The following is a 25,990-nucleotide window of genomic DNA, read 5'->3' as shown; positions in this document are numbered from 1 at the left end:
GACCGGGGCACGGCGTCAGCCCCGGACCGCAGGCACGGGCAGCATCGGGTCCGCCTCCAGCCGGAACCCGGTGACAAGATCCGGACGGATCCGCAGGGCGCCGGTCATCCGGTGCGCCACCCAGGGACGCAGCAAGTGCGCGTACCGGTCCACCTCGTCGGCATCGGACACCGCCCTCGCGTAACCGGTGACGACGACGCTCCAGCCGAGGTGCGTAACGGGATCGATCACGTCCGCTTCGTAGGCCACCACCACACCGGAGACCTCGGCAGGTGCGGCCAGGGAGGCCAGTGCCCCACCCCCGTGGATCCGGACGATGATGTCCTCACCCTCGACGAGATGGTTCACCGGACGAACGGCGGGCAGCGCGTGCTGCGTGAAGACGATGCGCCCCAGCGACACCGTCGAGAGCAGCCGCAGGGCCTCGGCCCTGTCCAGCTCCCGCATGCGGCGGCCGGCCGCCGTGTCACCGGCCTCCCGGGTCCGTAACGGGTTGCCTTCGTGATCCATGCTGCTTACCTTCGTCCGGCCCCGATGGGCCCTTGCGGCTTCCGCGTCCCAGCCTTCACCGCGATCCACGGGAGAACCAGGGCTGAACAGTCCCCGTCCGGGGGCGGGAATCGGACATCCTCTCGATCACGTCACGGCGAGCGGCAGGCCGCGGTCGACACCGAGCACCCGCATGGACTTGAGCAGCAGGGGTCGTACGCCGCAGAGCAGGAGCTGCGTGCCCGCGCCACGGCAGCGCTGGTGGAGCCGGAGAAAGAGTTCGATGCCCGAGCTGTCGCAGAAGGAGATCTCGGACAGGTCCAGGAGCATGTTGCGGTGGCCGAATCCGGCGAGTTCGGCGAGGCGTGGTTCCACTCGTCCCGCCGTATGGAAGTCGAGCTCTCCGGCCAGGGCGATCCTCAGGCCGCGGTGGTCGCGTGCCACGGTCCTCAGGTCGATCAAGGCGGTCGTCATGGTGTCCTCCGCGCTGCGTGCGGCTCCGTCGAGTCGCGCCGTTCCCCGTGCACCTGCAGTTCATCCTGTGTCGGGTGCCCCCGGGAAGGCCCGGCGGGCCCTCGGACAGGGCCGAAGGTCCCTCCTCCTCTACCCCCACCGGCCCTGCCGCGCGCAGCGGCAGGCCGATGAAGGCCGATCGGCCCTGTCCGTTCGGCCCGTACGGAAGGCAGGATGCCGGTGTTCGTGCGTTCAGGACGAACCAGGCGAAGGAGTTGCGTCATGACTGGCAGCGGTTCCCACTCCCACGCCACGAGCGCGAGCGGCGCGACCGATCCCATCAGCATCTTCTTGCTCGACGACCACGAGGTCGTGCGCAGAGGGGTGCACGATCTGTTGGACGCCGAGCCCGACCTGACCGTGGTCGATGAGGCGGGCACGGCGGAGCAGGCGCTGGTCCGCATCCCCGCGCTGCGCCCACGGGTCGCGATCCTGGACGTACGGCTCCAGGACGGCGACGGGGTGAGCGTGTGCCGTGAGCTGCGCTCGCGGATGCCCGAGCTGGCCTGTCTGATGCTCACGTCGTTCGACGACGAGGAGGCACTCCTGGACGCCGTGATGGCCGGGGCCGCCGGCCACGTCCTGAAGCAGATCACCGGAACCGACCTCGTGACGGCGGTCCGGACGGTGGCCTCCTGCCAGTCGATGCTCGATCCCGGCGCCACGACGCGGCTGATGGCACGCATGCGCGGCGACGTGCCGAAGGGGGAGCAGGTCCCGGGGCTTCCCGGCTTCACGGACCGGGAGAAGGAGATCCTCCTCATGGTCAGTGAGGGTCTCACCAACCGGGAGATCGGCAAGCGGCTGTTCCTCGCGGAGAAGACCGTGAAGAAACGTCATCTCGCGGCTCTTCGTCAAGCTGGGCGTGGAGAGGCGCGTCCAGGCCGCGGTGATTGCCAGTCACGCGCTGACCCCGCCCGGTCGGCACCCGGTGCCGGCCGCGGAGTAGGAACCGCCCACGGGAAGGGCCGGGCACGCCCTACGACGGCGGGCCCGGCTTCAACCGTCGATTCGGCGTCAGTGGTGCGGGACGACGGCAACAGGGCAGGCCGCGTGGTGGAGCACGGCGTGGGCCACCGACCCGATGCGCGTACCCACCGCCGACTCGCGTACCCGGCGGCCGACGACGACCAGTTGGGCGTCCGACGCTTCGGACAGCAGCACGTGGCCGGCGCTGCCCCGCTCCACGTGCGTAGCGACCTCGACCTCGGGGAACCTCAGCCGCCACGGCTCCAGCGCCTGGTCCAGCGCGGCCTTCTCGAACGGCTCCAGTCCACCGAACTGCTGGGCGATCCACATCGAGCCGGGGCTGTAGCCGTAGACCGGGGGAAGGCTCCAGGCCCGGACCGCGCGGAGCGGGACCTTGCGCGCTGCGGCCGCCTCGAAGGCGACGCGCAGTACCTCGGCGGATTCCTCCACACCGCCCTGCTGTCCCACGACGACCTCGCCCTCCTCCGGCACGGCGACCGGCCTGCCGTGGGCGGAGCGTACGGAGACGACGGGGCACTCGGCGGCCGCGATCACCTGCTGACCGTAGGAGCCGAGCAGGAAGCCGAGCAGGGCTCCGTGCCCGCGAGTGCCGAGGATCAGCATCTCGGCTTCCTTGGCGGTGTGCAGCAAGGCCGGTACGGGAGTGTCGGACAGGACTTCCGCGGTGAGCGCGAGCGACGGGTACCGGTGGGTGAGCTCCTGCTCGACCTCCTTCAGGATGTCATCGGCCCGGCGGGACTCGGTATCGCGGTCCTGGACGATCGGGACGGCGAGCGGCTGCCACAGCCAGGCGTGGACGACATGCAGGGGCAGGTCACGACGTACGGCTTCGCGTGCGGCCCAGTCCGCGGCGGCCCGGCTTTCCGGGGATCCGTCCACTCCGACGACGAGGGTGCGCTTCACAGGTCTGTCCTCCGTACTGATGCGAGAGGCATCGGGGTCGGCCGTCGGGGATGGGCGGCGCCGGCCGGGGGAAGGGACCGGCGCCATCGGGATACACCTTGCTCGTGCCGGGCAGGGGCGCAGAAGGGCCAACGGTCCCTCCTTGAGGGCCGGTCCTCCTCTCGCGGCCGCACCACGGCAGGGGCAGGGTGTCGGTATCGGCCCAGTCGACGAACGTCCCTGACCCTCACACGCAGGAGCGGACATGACCGCGTTGAGCGCGCATTCGATCTCGCAGCTGGACGCCCACTGGCGCGCCGCGAACTACCTGGCCGTCGGCCAGATCTACCTCATGGGCAACCCCCTGCTGACCCAACCGCTGCGGCCGGAGCACATCAAGCCACGGCTGCTCGGCCACTGGGGCACCTCCCCCGGCCTCAACCTGGTGCACACGCACCTCAACCGCGTGATCAAGGAGCGTGCGCTGGAGGCCCTGTGCGTCTGGGGTCCGGGGCACGGAGGTCCAGCCGTCCTGGCCAACTCCTGGCTGGAAGGGACATACAGCGAGACGTATCCGGACGTGAGCCGCGATGCCGACGGCATGGCCAAGCTGTTCGGGCAGTTCTCCTTCCCCGGCGGGGTGCCGAGCCATGTGGCACCGGAGACGCCGGGCTCCATCCACGAGGGCGGCGAGCTCGGATACGCCCTCTCCCACGCCTACGGAGCCGCCTTCGACCACCCCGGCCTGCTGGTCGCCTGTGTCATCGGCGACGGCGAGGCCGAGACGGGCCCGCTGGCCGCGTCCTGGCACTCGAACAAGTTCCTCGACCCGGTCCACGACGGCGCGGTCCTGCCGATCCTGCACCTGAACGGCTACAAGATCGCCAACCCGACGGTCCTGTCCCGGATTCCGGAGGACGAGCTCGACGCTCTGCTGCGCGGCTACGGCCACGACCCGCTGTACGTCACCGGCAGCGACCCCATCCTGGTGCATCAGGCCATGGCCCGCGCGATGGACCACGCCCTGGACCGCATTGCCCTCATCCAGCGGGAGGCGCGCGAAGCGGCTACCGATCCGGGGCGGGAGTACGCACACTGGCCGATGATCGTCCTGCGCACCCCCAAGGGGTGGACCGGCCCAGCGACCGTCGACGGCGACCCGGTCGAAGGCACCTGGCGGGCGCACCAGGTCCCTCTCGCCGGGGTGCGCGAGAACCCCGCACACCTGAAGCAGCTGGAGGACTGGCTGCGCTCGTACCGGCCGGAGGAGCTCTTCGACGCCGGCGGACGCCCCACCGCGCAGGTCCTGGCCTGTGTCCCCGAGGGCGATCGCCGTCTGGGCGCCGTCCCGTACGCGAACGGTGGCCGGCTGCTGCGGCCGCTGCCGATGCCGCCGCTCGACGCCCACGCCGTCCCCGTCGACAAGCCGGGCAGCACCCTCCACGAACCGACACGCGTCCTGGGGCACTTCCTCACCCGGATCATGCACGACACCGCCGAGCGGCGGGACTTCAGGGTCGTCGGACCGGACGAGACCGCCTCCAACCGCCTCGACGACCTGTACGAGGCCACCGGCAAGGCCTGGCAGGCCATCACGGAGGCCACGGACCGGAACCTGGCCCGCGACGGCCGGGTCATGGAGATCCTGTCCGAACACGTCTGCCAGGGCTGGCTGGAGGGCTACCTCCTCACCGGCCGCCACGGTCTCTTCTCCACCTACGAGGCCTTCGCGCACATCGTCGACTCCATGGTCGGCCAGCACATCAAGTGGCTGAAGACCTCCCGCGAACTGTCCTGGCGCGCGCCGATCGCCTCCCTCAACTACCTGCTCACCTCACACGTCTGGCGCCAGGACAACAACGGCTTCTCCCACCAGGACCCCGGCTTCGTCGACCACGTCCTCAACAAGAGCCCCGAAGTCGTACGGGTCTACCTCCCGCCGGACGCCAACACCCTGCTCGCGGTGGCTGATCACGCCCTGCGCAGCCGCGACCAGGTCAACGTGATCGTCGCCGGCAAACAGCCCTGCTTCGACTGGCTGCCCATCGACGAGGCCCGCACCCACGTGACCCGCGGCGCCGGCATCTGGGAGTGGGCGGGCACCGAACACGGCTCCCGCGAACCGGACGTCGTACTCGCCTGCGCCGGCGACGTACCCACCATGGAGGTGCTGGCCGCCGCGGCCCTGCTCCGCGAGCACCTCCCCTTGCTGGCCGTCCGCGTCGTCAACGTCGTCGACATCGCCCGGCTCATGCCCCACGAGGAACACCCCCACGGCATGACGGACACCGAGTACGACGCACTCTTCACCACCGACAAGCCAGTGATCTTCGCCTACCACGGCTACCCATGGCTCATCCACCGCCTCGCCTACCGCCGCACCGGCCACCCGAACCTGCACGTCCGCGGCTACAAGGAATCCGGCACCACGACCACCCCGTTCGACATGGTCGTGCGCAACGACATGGATCGCTACCGGCTCGTCATGGACGTCATCGACCGCGTCCCCGGTCTCGCGGGCCGTGCCGAGGGACTGCGCCAGGCGATGGCCGACCAGCGCATCCGCCACCACGACTGGATCCGCGAGCACGGCACCGACCTACCGGAGATCGCCAACTGGGCTTGGCCGTACTGATCAGCACGGGGACCAATGCCACACGTTCTGAGGCGCCGGCATCCAAATTGGGTGCCGGCGTCTACAGCTCTCTTCCAGACCGTCCGCCTCCGGAGCGGCACCACGACCGTCATCGCGCGATCCCACCGTGGTGGGAGCACGTGCCTCTCCCGTTGGACCGGGAAGCCCAGCCATCCCCGCAGAGCGTGCCCGGATACATGGGCGCGGGAGTCACAGCCGACACGGAGGGCCCACGCCCCGGCGTCACCCGGCAGTTCCCGGGCTCGTCGAGCCAATATCCCTGAGGAGATCCACTGGGACAGGCTCCGTACGGGGTGGTGGGCGGAATCGCTCCAGCCTGTACGAGGGCTCTCACCAGGACATCCATAGCCGTCGCCGGTGGCGACGGCTGAGGCGCGACGGACGGTGCGTCGAACAACCCCTGCTCCAAGCGGAGAACCCGCACGCCGATTCCGTCTCCCGTCACCGGCCTGGCGACAGCCATTTCCCTCTCCGCTCGCTTGCCGGGTTCGGCCCTCCCGAGATAAGCCGTCTCGGTGGCGAACACGGCCCCTTCCGATGTCGTGAACTGCAGCGTCACCTCGTACCAGGCCGCTCGGGTGGCGTGCGGATTGAGAACGCTGACTTCGATGAGGGACATGCCCGTCTCTGGGTCGGCGCACTTCAGGGAACCAAGCCAGATCTGACTCGTCAGTCCGACATCTCCTGAGGGTGTGGCCGTGGCCGTACGCACCTCAGGTGGGCAGAGGGTCTCTTCCTCCGGCCCTGCTGAGGTCCGTGCGCAACCCATGACGAGCAAGAGGAGGAACGCTGGTACCGCTACTGTCTTCGCGCCGCGCATGGTCTACCCGATTGCTGGGAGGAGCAAAAGCCAGGCATTCCTACCAGGTTGACTGCCGATGCGCGCCGGGAACAACCATTGCCCCACCTGATGGGGGTGAACACAAGCGGGATGAGGAGTTGAGCTTCGCGACGGCTACACCTGCGAGTGGGCCCGCCCGCAGCCAGCTGATCGCGATATCCGCAGTCCCCTGTCGCGGCTGCCGCCCTCCCGGAGGAATGGGTTCAGCTGTCTCCCGGTCCCGGCCGGCCTTGACCTGGCCCGTGCGCACGCAGTGCGGTCAGACGTTGTTCGTACTCTTCTTCGTCGATCTCGCCTCGGGCGAACCGCTCGGCGAGGACCTGCTCGGCGGAAGGCGCGGCCGGCGGCTGCGACGGGCCTGAGGGGAACCGGTCGACGCTGCGGAGGAGCACAACGACTGCCGCGACGGCCAGGGCCATGAGGAGGATGCTGAGGGACACGGCAACCCAGCCCCATCCTCCCATTCCGTGGTCGTACCAGAACATGGTTCGCGCTCCTCTTGCGATGCTCTGGGACATGGACGGCAGGGCATGCCCCGCATGTCATCACTGTCTGTCGGCCCGTGTCGTCCGGCCATGGGCCGGTCGGGGTCGCGATCGGGACCGATGGGCCCATCCCCTTGGCCGTGTCTGCCTCTCGGTACGGCTCCCGCCCCGGGGCACCACGGCAAGCGTCGGCTCGTCACCGCAGAAGTTGTGCGAGGAGCCGAGTACCGGAACAGCACTGACGGCCGTGGCACAACGGGTGGGCGCCGTGACGACATGGTGTCCGTTCTAGGCTGGCCTGGCGGGGCCGGTTGTCGATCCGGCCTGGGGAGGAAGTCGTCAGCATGTCGAAGTCCGACGACGAGCTGGCCGAGGTTCAGCGTGCGCACTGGCAGCAGACCTACGGCGACCACCCCGGTATGTACGGCGAGGAGCCGTCCGAGCCGGCGGTCCGTGCCGCGGCTGTCTTCGGGGCCGCCGGTGCCCGCGAAGTGCTGGAGCTGGGTGCCGGCCATGGCCGGGACGCGCTGTACTTCGCCCGCCAGGGCTTCTCCGTGTTGGCCACCGACTTCAGTCCGGTGGGTCTGGAACAGCTGAGTGAAGCCGCAGCTGCCCACGGCGTAGCCGTGCGGGTCGCCACGGAGGTTCACGACGTTCGCGAGCCCCTGCCGCTCCGGGACGCCTCGGTGGATGCCGTGTTCGCGCACATGCTGCTCTGCATGGCGCTGTCCACCCAGGAGATCCACGCCCTGGTCGCCGAGGTGCGACGGGTACTACGGCCGGGCGGAGTCTTCGTCTACACCGTCCGCCACACCGGGGACGCCCATTTCCAGGCCGGTACCGGGCACGGGGACGACATCTGGGAACACGGCGGCTTCGCCGTCCATTTCTTCCCCCGCGAGCTGGTCGACGCCCTCGCCGAGGGCTGGACTCTGGACGAGGTTGCAGCATTCGAGGAAGGCGGCCTTCCGCGGCGGTTGTGGCGCGTCACCCAGACCGTTCCCCGGTGAGTAGCCCCTGGAGGCTCAGTGCTGTCCGACTTCGGGTTCTGGTTCAACTTCCGTCGTGCTGTCCCGATGCTCGGTGCACCGGACGACGGGCGTCGTCACGCAGTCCTCACCGCACGGGAACCGTGATCACCGGGCAGTGCGCCCGGTGCAGCAGCCCGTGGACGACCGATCCGAGTCGCATGCCCGTGTAACCGCCCTTGCCTCGACGGCCCACGACCACGGCGAGGGCGTGCTCGGCGGCACCGGCGAGCGCCTCCACCGGGTGTCCAGTCAGCACCTCGTGCGTCAACACCACGTCCGGGTACTCCTGCGACCAGCCTGCCGTCGTCTCGGACAGCATGCGTCGCTGCCCCTGGCGCGCGGCCTCCTCGTCGTGGAGCAGGAAGAGCGGTGGCTGCCAGACCGACACGGCACGCAGCTTGGCCCCCCTGAGGTCGGCCTCCTCGAATGCCACCGCGAGTGCCGCCTTCGAGGACTCGCTTCCGTCGATGCCGACCACCAGGTAGGGCGGCTGTTGGGTGACGTGCTCGGCATCCCCCACGACGACGACAGGACACTGCGCCTGGGCACTGACGGGGACGACCAAGGAGCCGGCGCTGAGGACCTCCGAGGTCCGGCTCAGGTGACGGGAGCCGAGCACGATCATGCGGGCATGCCTCGACAGTCGGCCGATCTCCGGAGCGGGGAACCCCTCGACAAGATCCACCACCGGTTCGACCTCCGGGTGTCGGTCCCTGCTCCAGGCCGCAGCCGCGCCGAGGACCTCCGAGGCCGCTTGGTGCAGGGCGATGCTGCGCGGCGTGTCGTCGACGTGTTGCGTGTCGTGCTGGGGAGGCACGGCTACGACGAGTCGCAGACCTAGGCGGCGTCTCCCAGCCTCGTCCACCGCCCAGGCCAGGGGCAGGCGCCAGTCCCTGGCCGGGTCGATGCCGACGACGACCTCCTCGTGTTCCCCCGCGTCGGTCACGATTCGCTCCCGTCCTTGTCCGTGTGGCGCGGAATGAGCTGTACGGGGCAGTGGGCATGGTGGACCAGGCTGTGCGTGACCCGCCCGAGGGTGGGCCCGAGATAGCTGGGTGACCGTCGGCCGCCCATCACCAGCAGGTCCGCCCGGCGCGAGGCCTCAACCAGGACAGAAGCCACTGACGTGCTCTTGTCCGCGTCCACCTGCACGGTCAGGTCCGGGAACTCCTCGCGGATCCGGTCCGCCACGGCGTTCAGGTGATGGACCTCCTCGTTGGCGATTTCCTCCACGTCGTCGAGCAGGGTCACGACCTCGCCGACGGACTGCAGGATGTTCCACACGTGCAGCAGCCGCAGCGAGCCCTCGCGGATCTGTGCCTCGCGTGCGGCATATCGTGCGCAGTCGAGGTCGTGTTCGTCGCGGACGGCGGCGAGCACCGCGCCCGTCTCGGCTCCGTTCTCGGTGCCTCTGACGATGATGACGGGCGTCTTCGCTCCGGCTGCGACCTTGAGTCCGACCGATCCGAGCATGAGGGAGCCGAAACCGCCCAGCCCCCGGCTGCCGACCACGATGGTGCCATCGGGGCCCGCGGCTTGGTGAAGGCTTCGGACAGGTGCGCTGCGGCTGAATTCGGGGTTGACCTGCAGGCCGGGAAACCGCTCCGTGACCGCGGCCGCCGTGGCGTCCAGCAGTTCACGGCCGGCCCGCCGGACATGTTCGATGCTCTCCGCCGAGATGTAGAGGACCCGGCCGTCTGTGTCGGACCCGTGCACGATGTGCAACGGACGCCCGCGGCGTGCGGCCTCCGCCGCTGCCCACATCGCTGCCTGGCGGGCCGGGTCGGAGCCGTCGACGCCGACGATGACGGCGCCGAGTTCCGAGCTGCTCGTGGTGCCTTCCATGGGTTCCTCCTCAGAGAGCCGCCAGGGGTCCGGCTCTCAGGTCGGTTCTTCGGGCTCCTCCGCCAGGAGGCTGCGGCACGGGTCCGATCGGGCCCGGCTGCGGACCATTCGGCCCTCCTCCTCTCGTGGCATTCGGCGGATCGTGGTTATCGGCGTCCTCCGGCCTTCCCTTCCGGGTGGATCGCTGTGACGGCAGGAGGTGCCTCATGAAGCACATCAAGGTCGGAGACCTGATGACCGACGAGGTCGTCTCGGTCCTGACGTCCACCCCTTTCAAGGATGTCGCCAAGCTGCTCGCTCAGCACGACATCAGCGGACTGCCCGTCCTCGACGACGACGACCGGGTGCTCGGTGTCGTCTCCGAGAGCGACCTGATCGGCCGGGCAGCCGCCGATCACCCACCGGTGGGCGAAGAACCCGATGCCGACGCAGGCGGGGCCGCGTTCCCGTCCGAGGTGACCTTTACCGCCGGTGAGGCCATGTCCGCGCCGGCGGTCACCGTTCATGGGGACGAGACCGCGGCGGGAGCCGCCCGGCTGATGGCCCGCCGGGGCGTCGAGCGGCTGCCGGTCGTGGACGACGAGGACCGCCTCGTCGGCATCGTCACCCGCCGTGACCTGCTCTGGCTCTTCCTGCGACCGGACTCGGAGATACGACACCGCGTGGTCGCGGACATACTCGTGGACACCATGGGGCTGGGCGCGGAGGCGGTCACTGTCCACGTGGTCGACGGCATCGTGACCCTGGAGGGCCGGCTGGAGCGACAGAGCCAGATTCCGGTCCTGATCCGCCTCACCAACCAGCTGGACGGTGTGGTCGCGGTAGCCCCCCGCCTGACGGCCCGCATCGATGACTCCCTGCTCACCCCACCACACCGAAGCGCCCTGGGGATGTCTCTGTAACCGCGACGTCCGGTGTGGACCGTCCGGGGGACGCCCGGAAGACCGCTCGCCGCGCTTACGGCCGTCACCCAACGTGACGCTGTCTCCTTGAAGATTCCAAGGCGAGGAGAGACACCCGGCCATGGATCACTCGATCATCCACAAAGATTCCGGACCCGATGCCGTCTTCATGCTCCAGGACTACGAGCAGGCCCGCACGGATTTCACTTGGGACCGGGCTCGATCCCGGCTGTCCGGGCTCCCAGGAGGCGGGCTGAACATCGGATACGAGGCCGTCGACCGGCACCTGGTGGCAGGCCATGGCGGGCGGGAAGCGCTCCGCTGCATCGCAGCCGACGACACCGTCACCCGCCTCACGTACGCCGAGCTGGGCGGCCTCACGGGCCGCTTCGCCAACGTACTCACGGCCCTGGGCGTGGGGCGGCAGGAAAGGGTGTTCACGCTCCTGGGCCGCTGCCCCGAGCTGTACACGACGGTCCTGGGCACGCTGCGCAGCGCACGCGTGCTGTGCCCGCTCTTCTCGGCCTTCGGGCCCGAGCCCGTACGGCAGCGGCTGGAGCTGGGCGACGCCCGGGTTCTTGTCACCACCGAGGCCCTGTACCGGCGCAAGGTCGAGGAGAACAGGCAGCGCCTGCCGCGTCTGGATCACGTCCTGCTCGTTGGCCCGGTCCACGACCCGCCGCCGGGCACCGTCTCCTTCGCCGACCTCATGGAGCGGGCACCCGAGGAGTACGCCGTCCCGCCGACGGATCCGGAGGACATGGCGCTGCTGCACTTCACCAGCGGCACGACCGGTACCCCCAAGGGTGCGGTCCATGTGCACGAAGCGGTCGTGGCCCACCACGCGACGGCGGCCTTCGCACTCGACCTCCGCCAGGAGGACGTCTACTGGTGCACGGCGGACCCCGGGTGGGTGACCGGCACCTCGTACGGGATCATCGCCCCGCTCACCCACGGTGCGACCGTCGTGGTGGACGAGGGGGACTTCGATGTCCACCGCTGGTACCGCATCCTCGACAACCAGCGGGTCACGGTCTGGTACACGGCCCCGACGGCGATCCGCATGCTGATGCGCGCCACACCCAGGGACGGCTCCCGCGAGCTCCCCGGACCGTACGACCTTTCGGCCCTGCGGTTCATCGCGAGCGTGGGCGAGCCGCTCAACCCGGAAGCCGTTCTGTGGGGACAGGAGGTGCTCGGCCTGCCGATCCACGACAACTGGTGGCAGACCGAAACCGGTGCGATCATGATCGCCAACTTCGCGGCCAGCGACATCCGGCCCGGCTCCATGGGACGGCCCCTGCCCGGTGTGGAGGCCGCTCTGCTCGAACGCGGTGAGGACGGACGCGCCGACGTCACCGCGGGACGCGTGCGCGTGATCACTACGGCGGGCGTGGAGGGTGAGCTGGCGCTGCGCCCGGGCTGGCCTTCCATGTTCCGGGGCTATCTGAACGAGGAGGCCCGTTACCGGGCCTGCTTCGCAGACGGCTGGTACCTCACCGGCGACCTCGCGAAACGCGACGAGGACGGGTGGTTCTGGTTCGTCGGCCGCGCCGACGACGTCATCAAGTCGGCAGGACACCTCATCGGCCCGTTCGAAGTGGAGAGCGCTCTGATGGAGCATCCCGCCGTCGCGGAGGCCGGCGTCATCGGCCGCCCGGATCCGGTCGTGGGAGCTGTCGTCAAGGCCTTCGTCTCCCTCCGTCCGGGGCTCGCCCCCGACGCTTCCCTCAAGCGGGAAATTCTGGCGTTCGCACGCAAGCGGCTGGGCCCCGCGGTGGCCCCAAGAGAGATCGAGTTCGAGCAGAACCTCCCCAAGACGCGCAGCGGCAAGGTGATGCGCCGTCTGTTGCGGGCCCGGGAACTGGGATTGCCCGCAGGGGATCTGTCCACGCTGGAGAACCCCGGATGACCCGCTCGTGAGAGAAGGCAGACCATGAGCAGCACCACCTCCCACCACGAAGGCAAGGCCCGTGCCACCGCACGGAAGAGCGGGCGCAAGAAGGGGCCGACCACCGCCGCCCGCGGCACTCCCGACGGGCTTCCCGTGCCCGGCCACCACCTGTCCCTGCTCCGCCGGATGCTCGCCATCAGGCGGTTCGAGGAAAGGTGCGTGGAGCTCTACAGCGGCGCGAAGATCCGTGGCTTCGTCCACCTCTGCATCGGTGAGGAAGCCGTCGCTGTGGGCGTCAACCAGGCCCTGCGCGAGGAGGACGCGGTGGTGTCCACCTACCGCGAACACGGGCACGCCCTGGCCCGCGGGGTTCCCGCCGACGCCGTGATGGCCGAGATGTACGGCAGGGCCACCGGCTGCAGCCGCGGACGCGGCGGCTCCATGCACCTGTTCGACGCCGCCCGCCGCTTCTACGGGGGCAACGCGATCGTGGCCGGCGGCCTGCCCCTGGCGGCCGGGCTCGCACTCGCCGACCGGATGCGCGGCAGCACCCGCGTCACCTGCTGCTTCTTCGGGGACGGAGCTTTCGCCGAAGGCGAGTTCCACGAGACGGCCAACCTCGCGGCCCTGTGGCAGCTGCCCCTGCTGATGGTCTGCGAGAACAACCTGTACGCCATGGGGACGAGCCTGGCCCGGGAACATGCCCAGACCAACCTCGCCATGCGTGCCGCTTCGTACGGGATGCCTGCCTGGACCGTCGACGGCATGGACGTTCTCGCCGTCGAAGCCGCCGCACTCCGGGCGACGGAGTCCGTGCGCGCGGGCAACGGACCGCACTTCCTCGAGGCACAGACGTACCGGTTCCGTGCCCATTCCATGTACGACCCGGACAGGTACCGGGCCAAGTCCGAGATCGAGGAATGGAAGGGACGCGACCCCCTCAAAGGGCTGGCCGAACTGATGCGTTCCGAAGGGCAGCTCGACGACCGGGTGATGGAAGAACTCGACAAGGAAGTTCTCGCCGAGATCGACGAGGCCGTGCGAGGGGCCGAGGAAGCCCCGCTGGAACCGGTCGCGGACCTGCTCCGCTTCGTCACGAGCGAACCCGGGAGCACGGCATGAGCACGCGGAAGGCACCGACCGGGACTTCCCGGCCGACCACCTACCGGGAGGCGCTCCGTGAGGGGTTGCGCGAAGCCCTGCTGCAGGACGAGCGCGTCTTCCTCATGGGCGAGGACGTGGGCCGGTACGGCGGATGCTTCGGCGTCAGCCTGGGACTGCTCGAAGAGTTCGGACCCGACCGGATCCGCGACACACCTCTGTCCGAATCCGGATTCGTGGGCGCGGGCATCGGCGCCGCGCTCGGCGGGATGCGGCCCGTGGTCGAGATCATGACCGTCAACTTCAGCCTCCTGGCTCTGGACCAGATCCTGAACAACGCGGCCACGCTGCTCCACATGTCGGGCGGACAGCTGAGCGTCCCCGTCGTGATCCGCATGACGACCGGAGCAGGCCGGCAGCTCGGCGCCCAGCACTCTCACAGCCTGGAAGGCTGGTACGCCCACATCCCCGGCATCCGGGTGCTGGCCCCGGCCACGGTCGACGACGCGCGCCACATGCTCGCGGCCGCGCTCGCCGACCCTGATCCGGTGCTGATCTTCGAGCACGGTGGCCTCTACAACGCGGAGGGCTCTCTGGACGAGACCGTCGATGCCGTCGATCTCGACACGGCGGCCGTACGCCGGTCGGGCACGGACGTCTCAGTGATCACGTACGGCGGCTCCCTGCCGAAGGCCCTGGCAGCCGCGGAAACCCTTGCCGGGGAGGGCGTCAGCGCGGAGGTCGTGGACCTACGTGCCCTGCGCCCCCTCGACGACGCCACCGTCATGGCATCCATCGCCCGAACTCACCGGGCCGTGATCGTCGACGAGGCATGGCGCAGCGGCAGCCTGGCCGCGGAGATCTCGTCCCGCATCACCGAGCAGGCGTTCTACGAGCTCGACGCCCCCGTTCAGCGCGTATGCAGCGCGGAGGTCCCCATTCCCTACGCCAGGCAGCTCGAAGAGGCGGCGCTTCCCCAGCCCGCGACCATCGTGGACGCCGTTCGCCGGACGGTGAGCTGACATGGCCGATTTCACCATGCCTTCCCTCGGCGCGGACATGGACGAGGGCACCCTCGTGGAATGGCTGGTAGGGCCCGGTGACACCGTCACCAAGGGCGATGTCGTCGCTGTCGTGGAGACGGCCAAGTCGACGATCGAGGTCGAGTGCTTCGACTCGGGCACGGTCGGTGCACTCCTCGTCGAACCGGGTACCACCGTGCCGGTCGGCACACGGATGGCTGTCATCGACTCGGGGGCCGAGTCTCCTGCCCCTGCCCCTGCCCCTGCCCCTGCCCCTGCGAAGGCGACGGCCCCGACCTCCGCACTGCAAACCGCTCCCGGACACGCCACCACCCCGACCAGGGACGCCGTGTCCACGCCTTTGGTGAGGCACTTGGCCGAGCAGAAGGGCATCGACCTGTCGTCCGTGCACGGTTCCGGCAAGGGCGGTCGGATCATACGTTCCGACGTGGAGCACACACCGGCTGAGCGGCCGCACCGGGTGAAGGCCTCGCCGCTCGCCCGTCGGCTGGCCCTGTCGTCGGGCGTCGACCTGAGTGCACTGAGGGGAACCGGGCGGGGCGGCACGATCCGGGCCGAGGACGTACGGGCCGCCACGGCGGGCCCTGCGTCCCGTACGGTCGAAAGCCGCGAACCGGCGCGCCCGTCCTCGGCAACGGCCGAGCCCACGTATCCGGCGCGCGCGGCGATCGCGGCTCTGATGAGCCGCGCGAACCGCGAGATCCCCCACTACTACTTGTCGACGACGATCGACCTGGCCGTCGCGATGGCGTGGATGCGCGACCGAAATGCGAGCCGGCCCGTGGCGGAACGGCTCGTGCCGGCGGCCCTGCTGCTCAAATCGGTTGCCCTGGCAGCACGCCAAGTGCCGGAACTGAACGGCTACTGGAAGGAGGAGGCGTTCGTCCCCTCACCCGCCGTGCGACTCGGCGTCGCGGTGTCCCTGCGCGGCGGCGGGCTGGTCGCACCATCACTGGCGGACGCCGACACCATGCCACTGCCGGAGCTGATGGCGACGCTGAAGGGTATGGTCTCGCGGGCGCGGAGCGGCCGTCTGCGGGCTTCGGAGACGGCAGATCCGACACTGACGGTGACCAACCTCGGAGATCAGGGGGTCGAGGCCGTCTTCGGGGTGATCTACCCACCTCAGGTCGCCCTCGTCGGCCTGGGGCGTGTCACCGAGCGGCCGGTGGCCGTGGACGGGATGCTCACGGTGCACCCGACCGTGACGGCCACGCTCGCCGCCGACCACCGCGCGAGCGACGGTGCGACCGGGGCGCGATTGCTGACGGCCATCGACCGCCTGCTCCAACGACCGGAGGAACTGTGAACCGCGACGAGGCCCTCGTACTGATCAAGGACGTTCTGACTGACGTGGTTCCCGGCGCCGACGCGGCGGCGCTCGCGCCGGACGAGAACTTCCGCGACGACCTGGAGATGGACTCGCTGGACTTCCTCAACTTCATCGAGGCACTGAGCGAGCGCACCGGGCTCCCCCTGCCCGAGTCCGACTATCCGGCATTGAACACCCTGGACGGCTGCGCGGACTACGTCACCTCGCGCACCTCCGTGAAGTAGCGGGGGGCTGGTCGGCCCCACAGGGGGCCATTCGGCCCCTCCTCGGTCGTCGCGCCGCAGGCGACGCTGGAAGAGGACCGCGGCCCCGCGCCGCCCGAGGAGGTTCTGGCCATGAAGCACCATGTGACCGTCGGCGTGGACGGCTCTCCGGAGAGCCGGGCCGCGGCCCGTTGGGGCGCCCGGGAGGCGGCCTTGCGGAAAGTTCCGCTGAGGCTCGTCCACGCCGTCGACTGGCTGATCAGCCCTGCGGTGCCGGTGCCGGGCCGCGAAGTGGCCGACCGTTGGGCCGACGAGGCGCTCACTGCGGCATCGGAGGACGTGCGACGCCGGCATCCCGGCCTGGAGGTCTCGACGAGGTGCCTCTCCGGCAGGCCGGCGGCAGCCCTGGCCGCGGAGGCGGTGGACGCAGGGTTGCTCGTACTCGGCTCGCGTGGGGTGGGAGGCTTGGTCGGATTCCTCATCGGCTCGGTGGGCTTGTCGACACTGGTGGCCACCGAGACGCCGGTGGTGCTCGTACGCGTGTCGGACGCGCCGGAGGAGGCCGAGCCCGTACGGGACGGGGGGATCGTCCTGGGTGTCGACATCCATGAGGCGGCGGACAAGGTTTTGACCTTCGCCTTCGAGGAAGCCGACCGTCGCGGCTGTGCCCTGCGTGTGATCCACGGCTGGAAGATGCCCTCCATGTACCAGTACGCGCCCTTCTTCGACCCGGAGAACGAGCGGGAGGTCGGCCGGAGTGTCACCGTGATGCTCGACGACATGCTGATGCCGTGGCGGCACAAGTTCCCGTCCTTGAGCGTCACCCACGAGGCGTTCATGGGGGCCGCCGGCGACCAGCTGGTCCAAGCCGCAGCGAGCGCAGACCTCGTGGTGGTGGGCCGCCGTCTGCGCCGCTCTCCTCTGGGGGCGCATCTGGGCTCCGTGGCCCATGCGGTCCTGCACCACGCCGCCGCCCCCGTCGCGGTCATCGCTCACGACTGACAGCCCTACTCACAAGGGAGACCGGACCATGTCTCACCGCACTGTCGCAGACGTCATGACCAGGAACGTGGCCACGACCGGCCCCGAAGCGTCACTCAAAACGGTCGCCCTGAACCTCGACCACAACGGTGTCTCAGCCCTGCCCGTCGTGGACACCCGTCACCACCCGATCGGCATCGTCTCCGAAGCCGACCTCCTCCGCAGGCAAGCCGGGCTGCCCGACACCGAAGGTCGTGATCCTCTGCACAGTACGGCGTCCATGGCCCGTGCCTCCATGGACGCCCGAACCGCCGGCGATCTGATGTCCACCCCCGTCCTGACCGCCCGGCCGGAGTGGGGCATCGTCGAGACGGCCCGCTTCCTGCACGAGCGGGGTGTCAAGCGTCTGCCGGTGGTCGACCAAACCGGAATCCTGGTGGGCATCGTCAGCCGCACAGACCTGTTGCGCCCCATGCTTCGTCGCGACGAGGCCATCCGCGATGAAATCGTCGACGACGTGCTGGGCCGGACGCTCAGGATGACACCCGGCGGTGTTGTCGTGACCGTGCGCGATGGGGTCGTCTCCCTGAGTGGCCGGGTCGAGGACCGGTCCACCATTCCGGTCGTGGAACGACTGTGCCAGTCGGTCGACGGGGTCGTCAGCGTGGACCAAGCACTCGGCTACGCGATCGACGACCTGTCGCCGGCTGCTAACCCGGACCGCGCCGCCCATTGACCCCTCACAGCAAAAGGGCGGAAAGAGTCCGCCCGCTTCTCGCGGATCCCGATCGTGCGGTGCACGGCCGCCAGCCGCTTCTCCGCATCCTCTCAGGGACTCTTTCCGTCAATGTCATGAAAGCACGCCCGACATGATCGACAACAGGGCTGACCAGCCCGAAGTGACCCCCTGACGGCCCTACCGCCGACGGGCACAGGTGTCCACGCTCGGACGTATCAGGACTCCGCTTCTGGAGGCATCATGAAGCAGCTTCGCACCGTCGAGGACGTGATGACGCATGCCGTCATCTCCGTCGACCGCAGAACACCGTTCAAGGACATCGTGGAGACCATGCGGCAGTGGCGGATCAGCGCCCTGCCCGTCATGTCGGAGGAAGGACGGGTCGCCGGCGTGGTGTCCGAAGCGGATCTGCTGCTCAAGGCCCAGGGCGCGGACGAGTCGCGCGCGGTCACCGCCGGGCAGCTGATGACCGTACCGGCGGTCACGGTGACCAAGGACGCCACCATCCCCGGCGCCGCACGTCTGATGGCCCGCGGCCACCTCAAGCGGCTCCCCGTCGTCGACGGCGACGGCCGCCTCATCGGCGTGGTCAGCCGGGGCGACCTCCTCAAGATCTACCTCCGCCCGGATGCCGACATCGCCGAGGAGCTCCGCCGGCTGATCATGGCCGAGCTCATCCCCGGCGGCTCGGCCATGGTGCACGTCCACGTGGCCGATGGCATCGTCCACTTGGACGGCTCCATCCCGGACCCGGCCCTCAAAGACGTGCTGGTCCGAGTCGCACGCACCGTACCCGGAGTCGTGGACGTCACGGCCGTGCGACTCGATGCCGAAGTCCGCGCGTGAAGGAGGCCGACGATGAGGCATCGCAGCGTCGCCGACCTGATGACTCCGACTGCTGTCAGCGTCCAGCGGGGCACCCCGTTCAAGGAAATCGCCAGGCTGCTCAAGGAGTTCGACATATCCGCCGTGCCCGTGGTGGATGAGGCCGAGCGTCCCGTGGGCGTCGTCTCCGAAGCCGACCTGCTCCGCAAGCGCAGCTCCGGCAGCGGCACGAACACGGCCGCCGATCTCATGACCAGCCCCGCCGTCACCGCCCGGACCGATTGGAGCGTCGTTCGCGCTGGCGCGCGTCATGCGGGGGCGGCAGGTCAAGAGACTGCCTGTGGTGGACGCCGCCGGCCGGCTGATCGGCATCCTGAGCCGCAGCGACCTGCTTCAGCTCTTCCTGCGCAGGGATCACGCGATCCAGGAGGAAATCCTCGAAGACGTATTGACCCGCACCCTCGGGCTCAGCCCGTCATCGTTGACCGTCGAGGTCACGGACGGGCTGGTGACCCTGAGCGGGACCGTCGGCCGACGCAGTCTGGTCCCCATCGTGCTTCGCCTGTGTCAGAGCGTCGACGGCGTCGTGGACGTGGTCAACCGGCTCGACTACGAGCAGGACGACGTGTCGGTCGGCGCTGGGCCGGCCATGGAGCGGTAGGAGAAGAGCATGAAACATCGGGAAATCCGCGAGCTGATGACCCGCGAGGTCGTCACCGTCCCCAACAACGCCCCGTTCAAGGAGATCGCCCGCACCCTGACGGAACACAAGGTGTCGGCCGTCCCTGTCGTCGACCGTTCCGGCCACCCGCTCGGCGTGATCTCGGAGCGGGACCTGCTGCCGAAATCCGCAGGCCAAAGCGACTACTTCCGGTCACTTCCCGAACGGGAGGCATGGCAGGAGGACAAGGCCGCGGGTACGCGCGCCGAGGAGCTGATGTCCTCGCCCCCCGTGTGCGCCAGGCCGGACTGGACCGTCGCCGAAGCCGCCAGGTTGATGGAAGCCCAAGGAGTCAAGCGGCTCCTGGTCGTGGACGACTCGGACCTACTGATCGGAATCGTCAGCCGACGGGACCTGCTGCGGATCTTCCTCCGGGACGACGAGGACATCCGTCACGAAATCATGGCTGACGTGCTCGAACTCGGCGTGCGTCAGAGCCCCTCGGCCATCACCGTGGCCGTCACCGACGGCCGGGTCGAACTGCACGGAACCGTCGACTTCAGGAGCCTCATCCCGCTCATCGAACGCCTCTGCCGGACCGTGGACGGCGTGGTCTCCGTAGCCCAGCATCTCGGGTACGCCATCGACGACACGAACTCAGCCTGAACAGGCCGTCGCTCCGCCTCGACAAGGGCGGAGACCAACTCCCGGACCCATGCGGACCCCTGCCCTGCCGAGGGAAGCCATCATGAACGATCGAATCGTCGTCGGCCTCGACGGATCCGCGGAAAGCCTCGCGGCGGCCCACTGGGCGGCGCGAGAGGCCGTCCTGCGCGGCTTGCCGCTCCACCTCATCCACGCCGAGGAAAGGTCGTCGCCCCGCGACCTCCCGGTGCCGACGAGCGAAGTACGCCGCCACTGGGCCCAGGCGCTGCTGAACGAGACCGCCGACGAACTGCGCTCGAGCCACCCAGAACTGGATGTCGAGGTCCGATCACTCGACGGCAGACCGGCCGCCGAGCTCGCCGGCGTCGCGGCCGGCGCGAATATGATCGTCCTGGGCTCCCGGGGACTGGGCACCCTCACCGGCTTCGTCCTCGGTTCCGTCGGCATGGCAGTCATCCAGGCGACGGTACGGCCGGTGGTCATGGTGCGGGCGGGCGAGGACGCGTTGCCGCACCCCGACGGCCGGCACGCAGCCCGCGAGGTTCTGGTGGGCGTTGACATCAACCGGCCGTGCGACGCGCTGCTCGCCTTCGCCTTCGAGGAGGCGGCGCGGCGGGCCTGCGCCCTCCACGCCCTGCACAGCTGGTCGCTGCCTCCGCTGGTGGGGTACGGCGCGGCGTACGATCCGAGAGTTCACGCCCAGCTCGAAATGAGCGCGAATGCCTCTCTGGGCGACGTCCTGGGGACCTGGCAGGACAAGTACCCGGATGTCGCGGTCATTTCGCGCGCGAGCGCCGGGCATGCCGCTAACGAGCTCGTCGCGAGGTCCTCCGAAGCAGGCCTCATCGTCGTCGGCCGCCGCATCCGACGGTCCTCGATCGGCGCACACATCGGACCGGTCACCCACGCGGTCCTCCACCACGCCAAGGCGCCCGTCGCCGTCATCGCGCACGAATAGCGGCGCAAAACGACGGGCGGATTGACAGCGGAGGCAGTCAACGCCGCGAAGCGGTGCGGTTGCAGGCCGCCGGGTTGTTCGCCGAGGGGGTCAAGCCGCCGGAGGTTGCCCGCAGGCTGCAGGTGACCTCGAAGTCGACCTACCAGTGGCACCAGGTCTGGACGCGGGGTGGTGCGGCAGCTCTGGCGTCACGAGGCGCTGGCGGGCGGCGGTGCAAGTTGGCGGGCCTGTGCCTGGCCAAGCCGGCGGAGTTCCTGGAGCAGGGGCCGGCCGCGCGCGGCTGGGTGGAGGACCAGGTGTGGACCGGTTCGCGGGTGGCCACGCCGATCGGCAGGAACCTTCATGCGCCCTACAACGACTCCGGGGCCACCCGGCTGAAGCGCCGTCTCGGTTGTGCCCCTCAGTCCCGGCCCGGAGAGCCGCGGAGCTCGACGAGCAGGCCGTGACTGGGTGGAGGAGGTGACCTGGGCGGAGGTAGAAGTGCCGGGTGGCCTGCGATGGGTGGATCTGCTTCGAGGACGAAGCGGGATTCAATCGCAGGCCACCGAGGGGGCGCACATGGGGCCGGCTCAACACCCACGTGTCCCATGCATGCGCGCCTTGATCAGCACTCAGGTGTGGCTGACGGTGTTCAGCCTGCCCGTGTACGCCCCGGAGCTCAACGCAGTCGAGTCCCTGTGGGCCCACGTCAAGTGCAGCCTTGCGAACCTCGCCAACGCCGCACCGGACAGACCCGTCATGCTCGTCCGCACCCGACTCGAATGGCTTCAGTACCGCCCCGACATCCTTGACGGGTTGCTAACCGAAACCGGAGTCTCCCTCGGCCTTCCGCCACCAGCACGCTGAGAGCCGAAGGCTGTGCGGGACGGGCTCAGATTCCGTGTGTCGACAGGCAGAAGGGATGACCCGCCGGGTCCAGGAGCACCCGCCACACGTCGGGCCGCGGCTGGAAGGAAGGTAGGACGGCGCCCAGTTCGAGCATCCGCTCCTGCGCGGCGTCCAGGTCGTCGACGCCCAGTTCGAGGTGGGCCTGCTTACTGTGCGCGGGGTCAGGCCAGGTCGGAGGCCGGAAGTCGGCCTGGCGGACGAAGCCGAGCCCCGGGGCTCCCTCCCGCCCCAGCAGGACGAAGTCGTCGTTCTGGTGCAGCACGGGCAGGTCCAGGGCATCGCCGTAGAAACGGGCCAGCTCAGCCGGGTCGGGACAGTCGAAGTCGAAGGAAAGCAGACGGATCTCTGGGTTGCTCATGGGCCCGGACCGTAGGCCATGACCCTGACAGGACGCGTCCTGGTCATACGGAACACTGGGGGATTGTGATCAGGACCTCCTCCCGCCTGCTGCGCTTGGTGTCGCTGCTGTCCGTGCGCCCCGAATGGACCTGCCGTGAACTGGCCGAGCGCATGGCGGTCACCGACCGCACAGTCCGCCGGGACATCGCCCGGCTGCGGGACCTGGGCTACGGAGTCGAATCCGCGCCCGGCCCCTGGGGCGGCTACCGGCTCAGCCCCGGTGCCCGCATGCCGCCGCTGGTACTGGACGACGAGGAGGCCCTGGCCGTCGCCGTCGCCCTGCGCGAGGCCGCGCTCAGCGGAGTCCTCGGCACCGGGCAAGCCGCCCTCTCCGCGCTGCTCAAGCTCCGCCAGAGCCTGCCCACACACCTCGCGGACCAGCTGAACACACTGGACGGCACGCTCGAACACACCGCCCGCTCCGGCGAACCGCAGATCGACACACCTCTGCTGCTGGAACTGGCGCGAGCCTGCCACAGCACACTGCGCACCACCCTCTCCTACCGGGACCACACCGGCCGGGCATCCGTGCGAGCCGTAGACCCGTACCGCCTGGTCCACACCGGCCTGCGCTGGTACCTGGTCGCCATGGACGTCACCAAACAGGAATGGCGCACATTCCGCGCCGACCGGGTGGTGAGCGTACGCCCCACCACCGAACCAGCCGACCTGACCGATCCGCCCGACGCCGCAGCGCTCGTCTCCCGGGGGATCGCAAGCGTCGTCTACCCCGTCTACACGACGATCCGTCTTCCGCTCCCGCTGGACCGCGCCCTGCAAAAGATCCCACCCACCATCGGCACACACAGCCCTGACGGCCCCGAAGCCACCGTTGTCGAGATCGGCGGCAACAGCACTGATTGCCTCGCCGCCTACCTCCTCAGCCTGGCCACACCGCTCACAGTGCTGTCCCCGGACGAGGTACGGCAGGCACTCATCCGCCACGCCCAGGCTCTCCTGACAGCCAACGGCTGACAGCGACGAACGGACATCAGGGTGAAGAGACCGAGAGACTTCACCGCTCCGCGCAGATCGTCTCGACCAAGTGACCCACCTGTTCCTCGGACAGGTGCCTGGCGAGATCGGCCTCGCTGATCATCCCGACGAGGCGGTGGTCGGCGATCACCGGGACACGCCTGATCCGGTGGTCCTGCATCGTCTGCAGCACTTGGCTCGTGTCAGCGCCCGCGTCGACCGTGATCGGCTTGCCCTGCGCGAGCTGTCCGGCTGTCATGTGGTGCGGGTCCTTGCCCATGGCCAGGCACTTCAGCACGATGTCACGGTCGGTGATGATGCCGTGCAGACGGTCGTCGGGCCCGCAGATCGGCAGGGCGCCGACGTCCAGTTCGCTCATCCGCCGGGCCGCGTCCATGAGCGTCTCGGTCTCCTGTACGCAGGTGGCACCGCTGTGCATGATGTCCCGTGCGGTGGTCACGGCTGCCTGCTCACATGTGTATCCCTGTCCCTCTCCAGTCTGGGCTCGGGCCCAGCACCGCGCTCGTCGACGCGAGATCATGGGGACGTGGCTTCTCTGCGCCGTAGGCAGCAGCCCGGCCTTCCGAGCCCTTGCCGGACACCGGGCCGGCCGGCACACCGCCTGACGTGACCGCACTGGTTGATCAAGGCCCCAGACCTCTCGTCCACCCCACCGCAGACAGGGCCGGTCGGTCCCACGAGGGGCCGACCGGCCCCTCAACAGGAGACCGTCGGGCAGTCAGGCTTGAGTGTGCGGGAGAAGAAGAAGGAGATGGAGACCATGGCGAACCGAGTGACCGTCGGCCTCGACGGGTCCCCGGAAAGTGCAGCGGCGGCCCGCTGGGCAGCCCATGAAGCCGAGCTCCGCGGTGCCTCCCTGGACCTGGTCCACGCAGAGGAATGGCTGGAGAATCCTCCCCTTCCCGTCACGACCACCGAGGACCGTCGGCGGTGGGCCGAGGCCGTCCTCCGCGACACCGCCGAAGACGTGCGCCGCGTGCATCCGTCGTTGAAGGTCGACACGCGCCGAGTGAGCGGGCTGCCCGCCCTGGCGCTCACGCACGCCGCCGAGGACTCCGACATGCTCGTACTCGGCTCGCGCGCGCTCGGCAGCGTCGCCGGGTTCCTCGTCGGATCCACCGGTTTCGCCACCGTCGCCGAGGCCCCGCGCCCCGTCGTATTGGTTCGGTCAGTGGACCGCGCGGGCAATCCGCCCGACGGTGCCCGCGACCGCGGGCCCATCGTGGTCGGCGTGGACATCCACCAGCCCTGTGACAAGCTGCTCGCCTTCGCCTTCGAGGAGGCGTCCCACCGCCACTGCCCGCTCGTGATCATCCACGGCTGGTCTCCACCGCCCATCCTCAGCTACGCACCGGCTCTCGACCCGGGGGTCCAGCAGGAAATGGCCAACGGCATCACCGCCACGATGGACGAGATGATCAGCCCCTGGCACGAGAAGTACCCTTCGCTGCAGGTCGACTCCCGGGCCACCATCGGCCAGCCGGCTATTCAGATCCTCGACGCGGCCTCCACCGCCGCCCTCGTCGTCGTCGGCCGCCGTATCCGCCAAGCCGCATTCGGCGCTCACATCGGCCCCATCACACACGCCGTGATGCACCACGCGGTCTCACCGGTCGCCGTCATCGCACACGAGTGAGGCCCACCGCACAGGCAGGAAAGTCTCATGACCGCACCGCTTCCGAACCCGGCAGAGATTGTTCCGCTCATCGAGGATGCCGTCACGGCTCCGTCCATGCACAACGCCCAGCCGTGGAAGTTCCTCTACCGACCGGCCTCCGGGCTCATCGAGCTGTTCGGCGACCCGGGCCGTGCCATGCCCCGTGCCGACCCGGACCACCGTGCCCTCCACCTGGGCTGCGCCGCCGCCCTGTTCAACCTACGGGTGTCCGCAGCCTCGGCAGGGTGGGGCGCAGACGTGCGGTTGCTGCCCGACCCGGACGATCCCTGGCTGCTGGCCGCTGCCGACCTCCGGGAACCCGGGCCCACGGACAAGGATCTCGGAACTCTCCACCCAGCCGTACGGCGACGTCACACCAGCCGGTTTCCTTTCGCGGAGGAGGAGATCCCTCCAGCGCTGTTGGACGGTCTGCGCGCCGCCGCCCTTCTCGAAGGGTGTCGCCTGGCCGTGCCGGACGCTTGGCACACCGACACCGTGCTGGGACTGGTTCACGACTCAGAGCATCGCGAGGAGATGGATCCCGCGATGACGGCGGAGACGCTGGCATGGACACATGCAGGCATGCCGGAAGGCCAGACCCGTCCTGACGGAATTCCTGTGGACGCCTTCGGTCCGAAGCACTCCGGCCGCGGTGGGGTCGTGCGCGACTTCGGTCGCTCCCAACGCGTTCCGGGGCGCGGGTGGGCCACCTTCGAACAGAACCCGCACATCGTGCTGCTGGGTACTTCGGGTGACAGGCCCGAGGACTGGCTACGAGCAGGACAGGCCCTCCAGCGGGTTCTCCTTCAGGCCACCGCCGACGGACTGGTCACGTCGATGACCTCGCAGCCGCTCGAATGGCCCGCGCTCCGCTGGACGGTGCGCGATCCGGGCTCGGCGATGACCCACGTCCAAATGGTGATCCGGCTCGGCTACGGACCGCAAGGTCCCGCGACGCCCCGGCGCCCCGTGGCTGAGGTACTGGACATCCGATAAAACCGGAGATCGAGCT

General features: G+C 69.4%; 24 protein-coding genes and 3 pseudogenes. 19 read left to right on the top strand and 8 right to left on the bottom strand.

All coding sequences use genetic code 11. The features are described 5' to 3' along the window. Positions 1-15: 15 nt before the first annotated feature. Positions 16-510 (bottom strand): pyridoxamine 5'-phosphate oxidase family protein, encoded by a 495-nt coding sequence (locus OG444_RS34455; protein WP_442810691.1) that lies wholly within the window; start codon positions 508-510, stop codon positions 16-18. A 126-nt stretch (positions 511-636) separates the two neighbouring features. Next, positions 637-963: an STAS domain-containing protein gene (locus OG444_RS34450; protein ID WP_327265793.1), complete on the bottom strand. Its 327-nt coding sequence runs from the start codon at positions 961-963 to the stop codon at positions 637-639. A gap of 261 nt (positions 964-1,224) precedes the next feature. Between OG444_RS34450 and OG444_RS34445 the strand changes: the two are divergent. Next, positions 1,225-1,951 (top strand): annotated as a pseudogene (locus OG444_RS34445) (response regulator). 68 nt (positions 1,952-2,019) lie between these two features. On the opposite strand, the gene OG444_RS34440 reads toward OG444_RS34445, so the two are convergent. Further along, positions 2,020-2,895 carry a universal stress protein gene (locus tag OG444_RS34440; protein ID WP_327265792.1) on the bottom strand — a complete coding sequence of 292 codons (876 nt, stop codon included), beginning with the start codon at positions 2,893-2,895 and terminating at the stop codon, positions 2,020-2,022. Positions 2,896-3,139: 244 nt separating this feature from the next. Between OG444_RS34440 and OG444_RS34435 the strand changes: the two genes are divergently transcribed. Then, a complete protein-coding gene (locus OG444_RS34435; RefSeq protein ID WP_327265791.1) occupies positions 3,140-5,509 on the top strand; it encodes a phosphoketolase family protein in 2,370 nt (789 codons plus the stop codon). Positions 5,510-6,574: 1,065 nt separating this feature from the next. On the opposite strand, the gene OG444_RS34430 is transcribed toward OG444_RS34435, so the two are convergent. Then, complete coding sequence (locus OG444_RS34430; RefSeq protein WP_327265790.1) at positions 6,575-6,856, bottom strand: SHOCT domain-containing protein; 282 nt, start codon at positions 6,854-6,856, stop codon at positions 6,575-6,577. A 344-nt stretch (positions 6,857-7,200) separates the two neighbouring features. On the opposite strand from OG444_RS34430, the gene OG444_RS34425 reads away from it, so the two are divergent. Further along, positions 7,201-7,866 carry a class I SAM-dependent methyltransferase gene (locus OG444_RS34425; protein WP_327265789.1) on the top strand — a complete coding sequence of 222 codons (666 nt, stop codon included), beginning with the start codon at positions 7,201-7,203 and terminating at the stop codon, positions 7,864-7,866. Between the two features lie 106 nt (positions 7,867-7,972). On the opposite strand, the gene OG444_RS34420 is transcribed toward OG444_RS34425, so the two are convergent. Both OG444_RS34420 and OG444_RS34415 read right to left on the bottom strand, forming a co-directional pair. Continuing rightward, positions 7,973-8,833, bottom strand: coding sequence for a universal stress protein (locus OG444_RS34420; protein WP_327265788.1), 861 nt, complete (start codon positions 8,831-8,833; stop codon positions 7,973-7,975). Then, positions 8,830-9,732, bottom strand: coding sequence for a universal stress protein (locus OG444_RS34415; protein WP_327265787.1), 903 nt, complete (start codon positions 9,730-9,732; stop codon positions 8,830-8,832). Before OG444_RS34415 ends, OG444_RS34420 begins: the two co-directional genes overlap by 4 nt. Positions 9,733-9,938: 206 nt before the next feature. Here OG444_RS34415 and OG444_RS34410 point away from each other — a divergent pair, with 206 nt between their 5' ends. The 13 genes and pseudogenes from OG444_RS34410 to OG444_RS40835 all read left to right on the top strand — a co-directional run bounded on the left by OG444_RS34410 (position 9,939) and on the right by OG444_RS40835 (position 21,884). After that, positions 9,939-10,634 carry a CBS domain-containing protein gene (locus OG444_RS34410; RefSeq protein WP_327265786.1) on the top strand — a complete coding sequence of 232 codons (696 nt, stop codon included), beginning with the start codon at positions 9,939-9,941 and terminating at the stop codon, positions 10,632-10,634. 121 nt (positions 10,635-10,755) lie between these two features. Further along, positions 10,756-12,546: an acetate--CoA ligase gene (gene acsA / locus OG444_RS34405; protein WP_327265785.1), complete on the top strand. Its 1,791-nt coding sequence runs from the start codon at positions 10,756-10,758 to the stop codon at positions 12,544-12,546. Positions 12,547-12,570: 24 nt separating this feature from the next. Then, positions 12,571-13,650 carry a pyruvate dehydrogenase (acetyl-transferring) E1 component subunit alpha gene (gene pdhA, locus OG444_RS34400; protein ID WP_327265784.1) on the top strand — a complete coding sequence of 360 codons (1,080 nt, stop codon included), beginning with the start codon at positions 12,571-12,573 and terminating at the stop codon, positions 13,648-13,650. After that, positions 13,647-14,651 (top strand): alpha-ketoacid dehydrogenase subunit beta, encoded by a 1,005-nt coding sequence (locus OG444_RS34395; RefSeq protein ID WP_327265783.1) that lies wholly within the window; start codon positions 13,647-13,649, stop codon positions 14,649-14,651. Before pdhA ends, OG444_RS34395 begins: the two co-directional genes overlap by 4 nt. A gap of 1 nt (position 14,652) precedes the next feature. Beyond that, positions 14,653-15,981 (top strand): dihydrolipoamide acetyltransferase family protein, encoded by a 1,329-nt coding sequence (locus OG444_RS34390; protein ID WP_327265782.1) that lies wholly within the window; start codon positions 14,653-14,655, stop codon positions 15,979-15,981. Beyond that, a complete protein-coding gene (locus tag OG444_RS34385) occupies positions 15,978-16,229 on the top strand; it encodes an acyl carrier protein (RefSeq protein WP_327265781.1) in 252 nt (83 codons plus the stop codon). Before OG444_RS34390 ends, OG444_RS34385 begins: the two co-directional genes overlap by 4 nt. Before the next feature lie 111 nt (positions 16,230-16,340). Beyond that, a complete protein-coding gene (locus OG444_RS34380) occupies positions 16,341-17,210 on the top strand; it encodes a universal stress protein (RefSeq protein WP_327265780.1) in 870 nt (289 codons plus the stop codon). A gap of 28 nt (positions 17,211-17,238) precedes the next feature. After that, positions 17,239-17,925 (top strand): CBS domain-containing protein, encoded by a 687-nt coding sequence (locus OG444_RS34375; protein ID WP_327265779.1) that lies wholly within the window; start codon positions 17,239-17,241, stop codon positions 17,923-17,925. A gap of 243 nt (positions 17,926-18,168) precedes the next feature. Further along, a complete protein-coding gene (locus OG444_RS34370; protein ID WP_327265778.1) occupies positions 18,169-18,774 on the top strand; it encodes a CBS domain-containing protein in 606 nt (201 codons plus the stop codon). 12 nt (positions 18,775-18,786) lie between these two features. Continuing rightward, a pseudogene (locus OG444_RS34365) lies at positions 18,787-19,414 on the top strand (CBS domain-containing protein). 9 nt (positions 19,415-19,423) lie between these two features. Beyond that, complete coding sequence (locus OG444_RS34360; protein WP_327265777.1) at positions 19,424-20,080, top strand: CBS domain-containing protein; 657 nt, start codon at positions 19,424-19,426, stop codon at positions 20,078-20,080. 82 nt (positions 20,081-20,162) lie between these two features. Then, entirely contained in the window at positions 20,163-21,038 is an 876-nt protein-coding gene (locus tag OG444_RS34355; RefSeq protein WP_327265776.1) for a universal stress protein, read from the top strand. Further along, positions 21,035-21,884 (top strand): annotated as a pseudogene (locus OG444_RS40835) (helix-turn-helix domain-containing protein). Before OG444_RS34355 ends, OG444_RS40835 begins: the two are co-directional and overlap by 4 nt. Positions 21,885-21,909: 25 nt before the next feature. Here the strand turns inward: OG444_RS40835 and OG444_RS34340 are convergent. Further along, positions 21,910-22,284, bottom strand: coding sequence for a VOC family protein (locus OG444_RS34340; protein ID WP_327265773.1), 375 nt, complete (start codon positions 22,282-22,284; stop codon positions 21,910-21,912). Positions 22,285-22,349: 65 nt separating this feature from the next. Between OG444_RS34340 and OG444_RS34335 the strand changes: the two genes are divergently transcribed. Then, complete coding sequence (locus OG444_RS34335; RefSeq protein ID WP_327265772.1) at positions 22,350-23,300, top strand: helix-turn-helix transcriptional regulator; 951 nt, start codon at positions 22,350-22,352, stop codon at positions 23,298-23,300. Between the two features lie 40 nt (positions 23,301-23,340). On the opposite strand, the gene OG444_RS34330 is transcribed toward OG444_RS34335, so the two are convergent. Continuing rightward, on the bottom strand, positions 23,341-23,760 hold the full coding sequence (locus OG444_RS34330; RefSeq protein ID WP_327265771.1) for a CBS domain-containing protein: 420 nt from the start codon (positions 23,758-23,760) through the stop codon (positions 23,341-23,343). Between the two features lie 321 nt (positions 23,761-24,081). Here OG444_RS34330 and OG444_RS34325 point away from each other — a divergent pair, with 321 nt between their 5' ends. Further along, positions 24,082-24,957, top strand: a complete 876-nt coding sequence (locus OG444_RS34325) for a universal stress protein (protein ID WP_327265770.1) — start codon at positions 24,082-24,084, stop codon at positions 24,955-24,957. Positions 24,958-24,984: 27 nt separating this feature from the next. Then, positions 24,985-25,974 carry an Acg family FMN-binding oxidoreductase gene (locus OG444_RS34320; RefSeq protein ID WP_327265769.1) on the top strand — a complete coding sequence of 330 codons (990 nt, stop codon included), beginning with the start codon at positions 24,985-24,987 and terminating at the stop codon, positions 25,972-25,974. Positions 25,975-25,990: the final 16 nt, after the last annotated feature.

The sequence above is a fragment of the Streptomyces sp. NBC_01232 genome, assembly GCF_035989885.1.
GTDB lineage: Bacteria > Actinomycetota > Actinomycetes > Streptomycetales > Streptomycetaceae > Streptomyces.
Note: the sequence above shows the minus strand (reverse complement) of the source record. Positions and strands in the feature narration are given on the sequence as shown.

Excerpts from the sequence above, each read along its gene's own strand:
- OG444_RS34435 (WP_327265791.1), top strand. The coding sequence starts at position 3,140 with ATGACCGCGTTGAGCGCGCATTCGATCTCGCAGCTGGACGCCCACTGG.
- OG444_RS34425 (WP_327265789.1), top strand. The coding sequence starts at position 7,201 with ATGTCGAAGTCCGACGACGAGCTGGCCGAGGTTCAGCGTGCGCACTGG.
- OG444_RS34340 (WP_327265773.1), bottom strand. The coding sequence starts at position 22,284 with ATGAGCAACCCAGAGATCCGTCTGCTTTCCTTCGACTTCGACTGTCCC.
- OG444_RS34320 (WP_327265769.1), top strand. The coding sequence starts at position 24,985 with ATGACCGCACCGCTTCCGAACCCGGCAGAGATTGTTCCGCTCATCGAG.
- OG444_RS34370 (WP_327265778.1), top strand. The coding sequence starts at position 18,169 with ATGAAGCAGCTTCGCACCGTCGAGGACGTGATGACGCATGCCGTCATC.
- OG444_RS34395 (WP_327265783.1), top strand. The coding sequence starts at position 13,647 with ATGAGCACGCGGAAGGCACCGACCGGGACTTCCCGGCCGACCACCTAC.
- OG444_RS34410 (WP_327265786.1), top strand. The coding sequence starts at position 9,939 with ATGAAGCACATCAAGGTCGGAGACCTGATGACCGACGAGGTCGTCTCG.
- OG444_RS34455 (WP_442810691.1), bottom strand. The coding sequence starts at position 510 with ATGGATCACGAAGGCAACCCGTTACGGACCCGGGAGGCCGGTGACACG.
- OG444_RS34415 (WP_327265787.1), bottom strand. The coding sequence starts at position 9,732 with ATGGAAGGCACCACGAGCAGCTCGGAACTCGGCGCCGTCATCGTCGGC.
- OG444_RS34390 (WP_327265782.1), top strand. The coding sequence starts at position 14,653 with ATGGCCGATTTCACCATGCCTTCCCTCGGCGCGGACATGGACGAGGGC.
- OG444_RS34450 (WP_327265793.1), bottom strand. The coding sequence starts at position 963 with ATGACGACCGCCTTGATCGACCTGAGGACCGTGGCACGCGACCACCGC.
- OG444_RS34355 (WP_327265776.1), top strand. The coding sequence starts at position 20,163 with ATGAACGATCGAATCGTCGTCGGCCTCGACGGATCCGCGGAAAGCCTC.
- OG444_RS34325 (WP_327265770.1), top strand. The coding sequence starts at position 24,082 with ATGGCGAACCGAGTGACCGTCGGCCTCGACGGGTCCCCGGAAAGTGCA.
- OG444_RS34430 (WP_327265790.1), bottom strand. The coding sequence starts at position 6,856 with ATGTTCTGGTACGACCACGGAATGGGAGGATGGGGCTGGGTTGCCGTG.
- OG444_RS34380 (WP_327265780.1), top strand. The coding sequence starts at position 16,341 with ATGAAGCACCATGTGACCGTCGGCGTGGACGGCTCTCCGGAGAGCCGG.
- acsA (WP_327265785.1), top strand. The coding sequence starts at position 10,756 with ATGGATCACTCGATCATCCACAAAGATTCCGGACCCGATGCCGTCTTC.
- OG444_RS34360 (WP_327265777.1), top strand. The coding sequence starts at position 19,424 with ATGAAACATCGGGAAATCCGCGAGCTGATGACCCGCGAGGTCGTCACC.
- OG444_RS34375 (WP_327265779.1), top strand. The coding sequence starts at position 17,239 with ATGTCTCACCGCACTGTCGCAGACGTCATGACCAGGAACGTGGCCACG.
- pdhA (WP_327265784.1), top strand. The coding sequence starts at position 12,571 with ATGAGCAGCACCACCTCCCACCACGAAGGCAAGGCCCGTGCCACCGCA.